This is a genomic window from Candidatus Methylobacter favarea (assembly GCF_902806695.1).
Taxonomy (GTDB): Bacteria; Pseudomonadota; Gammaproteobacteria; order Methylococcales; family Methylomonadaceae; genus Methylobacter_B; species Methylobacter_B favarea.
The window spans coordinates 212,775-221,922 of the sequence record NZ_CADCXN010000001.1 but is presented as its reverse complement, the minus strand read 5'-3'; the positions used below and the strand labels follow the sequence as shown (position 1 = coordinate 221,922).

5 protein-coding genes are annotated in these 9,148 nt (G+C 50.7%); 1 reads left to right on the top strand and 4 read right to left on the bottom strand.

Features of this window, described 5'->3' with window-relative positions; genetic code table 11:
- The first annotated feature begins 250 nt into the window (after window positions 1–250).
- Complete coding sequence (locus tag HUX64_RS00960; RefSeq protein WP_174624372.1) at window positions 251–820, top strand: class I SAM-dependent methyltransferase; 570 nt, start codon at window positions 251–253, stop codon at window positions 818–820.
- A gap of 63 nt (window positions 821–883) precedes the next feature.
- Here HUX64_RS00960 and HUX64_RS00955 read toward each other — a convergent pair whose 3' ends face one another.
- From HUX64_RS00955 to HUX64_RS00940, 4 genes are all read right to left on the bottom strand, one after another.
- A complete protein-coding gene (locus tag HUX64_RS00955) occupies window positions 884–3,373 on the bottom strand; it encodes a GGDEF domain-containing response regulator (RefSeq protein ID WP_174624371.1) in 2,490 nt (829 codons plus the stop codon).
- Window positions 3,374–3,389: 16 nt separating this feature from the next.
- Window positions 3,390–6,131 carry a PAS domain S-box protein gene (locus HUX64_RS00950; RefSeq protein ID WP_174624370.1) on the bottom strand — a complete coding sequence of 914 codons (2,742 nt, stop codon included), beginning with the start codon at window positions 6,129–6,131 and terminating at the stop codon, window positions 3,390–3,392.
- 304 nt (window positions 6,132–6,435) lie between these two features.
- Entirely contained in the window at window positions 6,436–6,732 is a 297-nt protein-coding gene (locus tag HUX64_RS00945) for a DUF3175 domain-containing protein (RefSeq protein ID WP_174624369.1), read from the bottom strand.
- Window positions 6,733–7,042: 310 nt separating this feature from the next.
- Window positions 7,043–9,139, bottom strand: coding sequence for a cation:proton antiporter (locus HUX64_RS00940; RefSeq protein WP_174624368.1), 2,097 nt, complete (start codon window positions 9,137–9,139; stop codon window positions 7,043–7,045).
- Window positions 9,140–9,148: the final 9 nt, after the last annotated feature.

Genomic DNA, 9,148 nt, shown 5'->3' with positions numbered 1-9,148 from the left:
TCGCGTCGTCTCAGTAAAGCCTACGAACGACTGACTCGCATCGACGAAGCTTGGATTTACATCGCCATGACTCGCATCATGGTGAATCGTTTGGCTTGACGCGATAATTTCCAAACAGCTTCTTAGAATGTTTTCGGAAGCGGGGAGCGGGATGCATCGTAAGTTTTAATGCTCCTTGATTTTGCACAAAGCGCGCGGTGTATTTTAAAATTGAATATTGTATGCTGGTAAATTGATTGTGAGAAATCTCATGTGTCTTGACCCTCTGTTAATGCGACTGTTTGGCCGCCCGCAAGGATTATTAGGCCGACTGGGCGGCCATATTATGGCTCATACGAAAATGTCCTTTACGCCACAGGTTATCGATCTGCTTGAGATTCAGCCCGGTGACCGCGTACTGGAAGTCGGATTCGGGCCGGGCGTCGCCATCGAGCGGCTGGCCGTTTCGACGCCGACAGGCTGGATAGCGGGCATCGACAGTTCACGGGAAATGGTCGAGCAGGTGCAGGCGCGCAACGCCAAAGCCATTGCTGAAGGCCGGATTGATCTGCGTCTGGGCGCCGTGGAGCGCCTGCCTTTCGAGGATTACAGCGTCAATAAAGTCCTCTCCATCAATTCCCTGCAAGTATGGCCGGACGCACTGGCGGGACTTAAAGAAATCTGCCGCGTCATGAAGATGGGCGGCAAAATGGCGCTTGGCTTTACAGCCCAGTCAGGTCAGCCGCGCACGGGCCTGAGCGAGCAAGTCACAAGCGCCGGTTTTTCCAGGCTGCGTCTGATTGAGATGGAGCAGGGCTTCTGCCTGCTGGCGATAAGATAGGCTGGGTTCGAAAGGGCTGATCTGCCTTTGGGAAAGGCCTATGAGCCAGGATTCCTGGGCCGCCTAGTCATTATTTCCGGACAGAAATGTTTTTAAGGCAGCAGTATTGAAATCAGTTTCGAGTTGCTCTGCCGAGGCAGGGCGGCTAAACAGGTATCCCTGCAAAATCTCGCATTGTTGAGTTGTAAGAAATGCCATTTGCTCTCCGGTTTCCACGCCTTCGGCTGTGACTTTCAGTTTAAGTTCGTGGGCCAGCGCGATAATTGCCCGCACCAGCGTCATACAGTCTTCGTCGCCCGGAATATCCATGACAAAAGAACGGTCTATCTTGACGCTATGTACCGGAAACTTCCGTAGGTAAGTCAGGCTGGAATAGCCTGTGCCGAAATCATCGATGCTGAGCCGCACCCCCAGTTTATGCAGTTGTTGCAAAACCTGAAGAGTCCTCTCCGGGTCTTGCATAATTGCGGACTCGGTGATTTCAAGTTCCAGGCAGCAAGGCTTGAGGCCGGTTTCGGCCAGCACCTCTTTAATCGTCTCAAACAGGTCGGTTTCAATAAATTGACGGGGGGACAGGTTTACCGCCACCTGCGTGAATGGCCCATCATTTTCCTGCCACGTTCTGGCCTGCAGACAGGCAGTGCGCAATACCCAGATACCGATTGGGACGATCAGACCCGTTTCTTCGGCTACCGCAATAAACCGGTCAGGATAAACGAAGCCCCATTCCGGATGCTGCCATCGCACCAGGGCTTCGACACTGACTGCGCGGCCGCTTGTCGAGTCTATCTGAGGCTGGTAGTAAACCTTTAATTCATAATGTGTCAAGGCATGGCGCAGACCCCTTTCGATAGTCATGCGCTCCAGTGATCTTGCGGTCATTTCCGCTGTATAAAACTGATAGTTGTTTTTGCCGCGATCCTTGGCCAGATACATAGCCGTATCGGCGTTCATCATCAGGTTTTGACTATTTTCCCCATCGTCAGGGAAAACGCTGATGCCGACGCTTGCAGTTATCACTATATCGTTGTCTTCCAGGGTAAACGGCTGGGTAAGCGCTTCAATGGTCTTTTGCGCAATGCGCGCGACATCATCAATATGGTATATATCGCTCAGAAGCACTATGAACTCATCGCCGCCCAGCCGGGCCAGGGTATCGTTAATCCGTATCGAGCTTTTCAACCGTTCGCTTACTGCCTGCAGCAATAGATCGCCTACCCGGTGGCCCAAAGTATCATTGATCAACTTGAAGCGGTCAAGATCAAGAAACATCAGCGCCAATTTGCTTGCATGACGCCGGGCAGAGGATATAGTCTGAGTAAGACGATCATGGAATTGCGCGCGATTGAGCAGGCCGGTTAACGGGTCGTGGTTGGCGACATATATCAATTGCTGCTCGGCGTATTTGCGGTCGGTGATGTCCTGGATCTGGATAATGAAATACTGCGGCTTGCCTGCCGCGTTGCGCACCAAAGATGCGCTTAGCAGAGCCCAAATAATCTTGCCAGGGATTTTATGATAGCACTCCACCTCAACTTGAAACGATGGCAGTTCGTCGCTCAGCACCTGGCGCAGATAGTGGTCAAGCAGTGTGTCGTAGTCGTTGCCATGAGTGAGCATTTGCAGGCCGGATGCCAGCAATTCTTCCGCGGAGTAACCGAATATCATGCAGAGTGAACTATTGACTTGTAAAAAACGTTTATTTACTGAAGCTAAGGCCATACCGATGGCGGCAAAATCGAATGCGCTATGAAAGCGTTCTTCGCTTTCCCGAAGTAAATTTTCCATGCGCCGGCGGGCGCTGACGTCCCGAAATACCAGCACTGCACCCAACACTGTGCCATCATCATCAATGATGGGAGCCGCGCCATTGTCAATCGGGAGTTCTGCACCGGACCGGGTAACAAGTATCGTGGCGCAGTCGAGGCCGGTAACAGCGAGACTCCTTAAGGCTTTCGGGACCGGGTTTTCAATGACCGTACGATTTGACTCAGTCAACAGCGTCATCAGTTCACTGACGACCGTGCCTTTGGCTTGTTCCAGCTGACAACCTGTCACTGTCTCGGCCACCGGATTCATGAAGCGGATTTTACCATCGGCGTCAGTAGCTATGACGGCATCGCTGATACAATGCAGCGTCTTGGCAAACCATTGTTCGCTTTCCTTCAGCTTCCGTTCCAGCTGATGCTTGTAGAGAGCAACTTCGATGGAGGCGCGCAGTTCATCCGGGCGGAATGGCTTGATCAAATAGCCATAGGCGCCGGTGGTTTTTGCGCGCCGCAAGGTAGCGGGATCACTGTAAGCCGTGAGAAAAATCACCGGAATGTGCAGGGATTTCGTAATCGTTTGAGCCGCGCTGATGCCGTCCATGCTGCCTTTCAGCACTATGTCCATCATCACCAGCTCGGGCCTGTGCCGGCTTGCCAGCGTGATGGCCTCTTGTCCCGAAAAAGCGGTCGCAACCACGTCATAGCCGAAACCTTCCAATTGGCTGCGCATATCCATGGCGATTATGCCCTCATCTTCAACAATCATAATTTTGTTTGCCAGCATAGCAAGTCCCATCCGTTCAAGAAATAGTGGTAAAGCGGATAGTGAAGGTGGATCCGCCTGCCTGATCCACCTGCATGCGCCCCATGAGCTGATTGGTCAGGGTAGCCACCAGCTGCAAGCCAAGCGAGGCGCTGTTTTCCAGGTTCAGGCCGGCCGGAAAGCCGACGCCGTTATCCGTAATCACGAGGATGAATTCCCCCCCTTCTTGCCTGAAGACAATGCCGATTTCGCCTTGCCGGTCGTCAGGAAAGGCATGCTTCAGGGCATTGGTCAGGAGCTCATTAATGATAAGTCCGCACGGGATAGCCGTATCGACGTCGAGAAATACCTTGGCAATCCTTATGCTCATGTTGATCTTGCCTGCCTGAACGCCATAGCCGAACAGCAGATGCTCGACCAGACTATGAATGTAGGCATTGAAATCGATGCTCGCCAAATCCTTCGATTGGTAGAGCTTCTCATGCAGTAACGACATGGCTTTGATACGGTCGGCGCTCTGCTTGAGCAGGTCAACAGTCTCCTTGTTTTTGACACTTCTGGCCTGTAGGTTAATCAGGCTTGACACAATCTGGAGGTTGTTCTTTACCCGATGGTAAACCTCCTTGAGCAGCATCTCTTTCTCGTTGAGGGCTTCTTTCAGCTTGCCATTGGCGATCTTGCGTTCGGTGATGTCCTGCACAGTCCCGTGCAGGGTGATGACCTGTCGATCGGCACCGAAAGCAGCTTCGCCGCGAGCGACAATCCAGCGGCGCGTGCCGTCGGGGCGCTGCACCTCGGCATCGCATTCGTAGGGAGCGCCTTCCGCCATGCACCTTTCCACGGCAGCGGCGAGAGGCTCCCAGCTAGCCGGAGTAAAGTATTGCTGAACTTCAGGGTATAGGGCGGGGGGCAGGGCCGGATCGCGGCCATAGATGCGGTAGGTCTCCTCAGACCAGGCATGTTCGCCGCTACGGATATCCCATTTCCAACCGCCCAGGCCGGACAGTCGCTGCGCTTCTTTCAGGTCAGACTCACTGGCCTTGAGCGCCGCCATGGCCTGCTTGCGCTCGGTAATATCGACGATGGTGCCCAGCACCAGCGTTTCATCATGGCTATCAATGAGACTAAGGCCTATTTCAACAGGAAATTCGCTTCCATCCTTGCGCACGCCGTAGAGATCACGGCCTGCGCCCATCGGTCGGGATGTGGGGACGACGAAGTAGGCGTGCCGCAAACCAAAATGCGCACTGCGAAAACGCTCCGGCACTAATATTTCAACCGGCTGTCCGAAGAGTTCAATGCGTGAGTAGCCGAAAGACGTCTCTGTTTGCGAGTTGACCGCCACAATCGCGCCTGTCTCGTTTACCATAACGATAGCATAAGGCGCCGATTCCACCGCCTGTCGAAACCGGTGTTCAAGGTACTTATTCTCGGAAATGTTTTCATGCATCACGATAACACTGCCCAGTTCCTGATCCGGGAAAGGAATTGCTTTTCCTGCAAACCATTGTTGTACGGATTGGGTGCGACAGGAATATTCAAGCGAAAAATGTGATGCTGCGCCGTTCAAGACCGAACGAATGCCCTCGGCAAATGCTTTTCCGCCTCTGCTACTAGCCGACTCGGCATCAAGAAGCGCCGGATAGTTTTGGCCAATTTCGAGAGCTTGCGTGCCGCCTTCAAGGGTATGTTCATATTTGAAATCCAGCCATGGCTTGTTTGCTTCTACTATATTGCCCTTTGCATCCAGGACACAAAATTGTTTTGACAGGGCGTCGAGCACAGCACGGGTAAACCGTTCGGAGTTTTTCAGGCGATCTTCCGCTTCTTTGAGAAAAGTTATATCGATGGCAATTTTCAGAAAACCGGTAATGTTACCTTCAGATCCATGGAGGGTTGTGACCGATAACCTGACCGGAAAACGGCTTCCATCCTTGCGGACATAAGTCCATTCTCTTTCGTCTGCGCTTGCTGTAGGCAACTTTGCGATGAAGGCCTCAAAGCCGGGAGTAATGGCGCGGCCCAGTTCGTCGCTTAAGTTATCGGCTCTAGCGGTAACCTCGTCCGCATCATGGAACAGCAACGGCGTGTGCTTGCCGACTACTTCCGCTTCGGTATATCCCAGCATGCGCTGGGCGCTGCGATTGAAAGAGGTGATAAGGCCTTGCTTGTCAGTAGAAATGATACTCATATTGGCGCTGCCAAGAATTTCCTTATACTCGCCCAGCATGGTTTGCAGTAGCTGTTCGGTGTTTTTTGCATCTCCAAGCTTGTCAACCAGAACCATTTCCTTACGCCTAAGCTCCAGTGCTGCCTCGGCTTGACGGGCCAACAGACGGAGCGCTTCGATTTGCTCGGGGCTTAATTCCCGCGCTACTGTATCAAGAACGCAAACTGTGCCTAGCGCCTCACCTGTGTGTGCTCGAACCTGGGCTCCTGCATAGAAACGGATATTCGGCTCCGAAGTAACGAGGGTATTAGCCGAGAAACGGCTATCATTGTCAGCGTTTGGCACTACCATGACATCCTGGTGCAGGATGGTTTGCGTGCAAAACCCGCCATCCCGGGAGGTTTCGTTGACAGCTATGCCTTTTTTGGCTTTGTACCACTCCCGCTCGCGGTCGACCAGTGTTATCAATGCAAAAGGCGTAGCGCAAATGTGCGCTGCCAGTGAGGCTATGTTGTCAAAGGCTTGGTCAGGCTCAGTGTCGAGGATCAGATATTCGTGCAGTTTTTGTATCCGCAGGATTTCATTTTCAAATAGTAGCGTGTGGAACAATTATTCCTCCTTGATTTAATCGCAGGTTTTGACCCTATTGGTTTTTCTTTTTGATCCATTGCAGGGTGAATTACAGTGGGCTGGAAGTTGGTGCTTTTCAGTATAGTTCAATTGGCAAACAACAAAAGGAAGTCAGGCACTAAGGAAACAAATCTTTGGTGATGAAGCCAATGATCAAGACGAGGCCTGTTCTCTCCCATCCGCGCTAGCGAAAGCAACGACGCGTGGCCGGAGAAGGCGCTTTCAGGCATTCAGGCCGAGGTCTGAAACGGGCAAGGCGATTTGCAGCGGGATAACTGTTTCGTCAGCTTTTTCCGTATAAATCGCGCAGCGACTGTTTGGCCTGTTCCAAAATTTGCCGCTGCTCCTGATCGAGATTTTTTCCGGCGCGATTGATATAGAAAACCAGCATAGACATCGCCGAGCGGAAAGGCTCAGCCTTGCGGCGATTGCTGGCATCGGCTGATTGTTTAAGTGACCGGGCAATTTTTTTCGGATCCTTCCAGGTGAATACCCCTTCTTCCAGGCTCAGCGCATTGCTTTCGCGCGTTACTTTGGCGGACCATTTACGGGAGGATGACGAATTGGAGTTTTCTGGCATATCTGCTCCTTTTTCAAGCCGTTATGTCAAACAAGTTTTCTCACGTCAACGATTCCCGGCAGAATCAATAAGTTCCGAAAAGCAAATACCAGTTCATGGGTTGCTGTCTGCAACTTCAAACTTTTATGCCGCATCGCTACATCGGGCGACCAACGTCGATGCCGGGGTGGCATGAGCCCTGGAAACGGAGTTTGTCCGATGCCGGCTTTTTCAGGGCGGGCAAACTTTGGCCAGCCGCGAACGACGGTATTGACCGACTGTCAAGCTCAAGCTCCCATTAATTGCATCGGTAGTTGACCGCAATTTAACGCTAAACTTTACTGCTATTTCTTTCCTGCAATTCATGATCCAGCCTGATAAAAAGTTTGCTGCTAATGATTTCGTTTTTATAGAGTTCGTTTAAAGTTTGAGTTTGCAAGGCATGCAGGGAAACCTCGGCCGTGCCTTTATTCAAACGATTAAGCAAGGCGTAATTTTTCTTCAAGATGCCTTCCATTCTGCTTTCCGTATTGCCATGCAACTCCTGATAGAGCGTAAGCAATTTATCCAGCGCAGACTTATCGGCGAAAATTTCACTTAGGCTAAAGTCGTTCAGCGAGGTCAGGCGTTCAATGACTCGTTCGATCAGTTTGTTTAAAGTCCGGTAGTAAAGATAGAGTTCTTCCGATTTGAAAGAATGATCCCGCCAAAATGCAAGCCGACTTATCAGCAGCACCAGACGCTCCATCCCGTCGATAGGAAAATGTTCGTTAGGGGAGGTTACCTGCGCATGGCCTCGCTCGATCCGTTCCGTTTGTATGCTCAGCATGTTGAATATTTTTTTATATATTTTCTCGTTGACTTCGCGGCGTTGAAAGATTTCTTTCAATTCGGCCTTCTCGATGCCAAGCGCATAAATGCGGAGCATGTTTTCGATCAACTCACCGGAATCGCCGATGATTTCCTTACACTTGATACCGGCATTATGATAAAGATACTGGTAATGACGCTGAAAATCCTCATATTGTTCTTTATTTAACAGATGATTTTTAAAGAGGTCATTTAGTTTTTGCAACGACTCCTCATACATCTGCGCTTGGCTTTTGTAATACCCGACTTCTTCTTCGGGCGTCAGCGCATCGATTTTAAGGGCATGCATGACCTTGCCGATAGTCGTGGCTTTTACCAGCAAGGTGAAATAGATACTGCCAATCGTTACGGCGGCAATAAATTGCTTGAGGGTAAAATCCAGGTTCCAACCGGCTATGGTCAAATCCTTGGGGATTAACAGCACCATGATCACGGCCAGTGAGCCGCGCAGGCTGCCCCACGAAAGCAGGCTCATCCACGAAGTCGGAATCGGCTCTTGCCTGCCGGTTTTATTGAGCAACCAGAGCAGCGGATAAACCGACACAGCCCGGCCAACCGCAGCCACGGCAATAGCCAGCATGATATACCAGATAGCGACATCGAGCCTGATGGCCAAGTTGGCAAACAAAAGCCCCATCAAAATAAACACCAGGGAGTTCGCCAGGAAAGCGAAATATCCCCAGAACTTTTCCATGTAGTTTTCGACCGCGGGAGACATTTTATAACGGCCGTAATTACCGATTACCATAGACGCAGCCAGCGTCGCGATAATCGAAGACAGGCTTATTTCTTGACCATAAATAACCAAATGTTCGGATATCACCTCAGCCAGTACAAAAGTAAAATGGGCGACCAGCAAGGTCAAGGTGATTTCCAGATGCTCATTGCCTTTGGCTACTTCAATCAGATTGGCGAATAAAAAACCCATCAGCAAGCCGAATATAATACCGCCGGCCAGCATGGTAAAAAATGAAATCAGAGCGGTCATTACCGAGCTTGTGCCGCTAAAGCCATGCTCTAGCAACTCCACAACAACCAGAAAAGCAGCAAAGCCGGTCGCATCGTTAAACAAACTCTCACCTTCAAAAATCAGCGTTAAACGACGCGGCGCGCCGTATTCCTTGAATAACGCCAACACCGCTACCGGGTCGGTGGAAGAGATAATCGCGCCGAACAGCAACAAGGCCAGCATCGGCACTTCAAAACCTGCCAGCTTAAATACATAATAGCCAGCCACACCGACGAACAGCGTGGAAACAATCAAACCAACAATCGCCAGTAAGCCAATCGAATAGATATTATCGATTACGCTGCGAACGCTCATGTTATACGCGGATTCAAAAATCAGAATTGGCAGAAATACAAAAAACAAAAGTTCGGGCGTCAGTTGAAAACTGGTAATAAATGAAAAAACATCGATTTGGGAAATTGGCACCAGAAAGGAACCGCACAATACCAGCAGTACGGTATAAGGAACGCGTAGTCTTTTCGATAAAATAAAAACCGCCAGCGATACCAGCATTAAGCTGAACAGCGATAAAAACACATCTAAATGCATAATGATCCT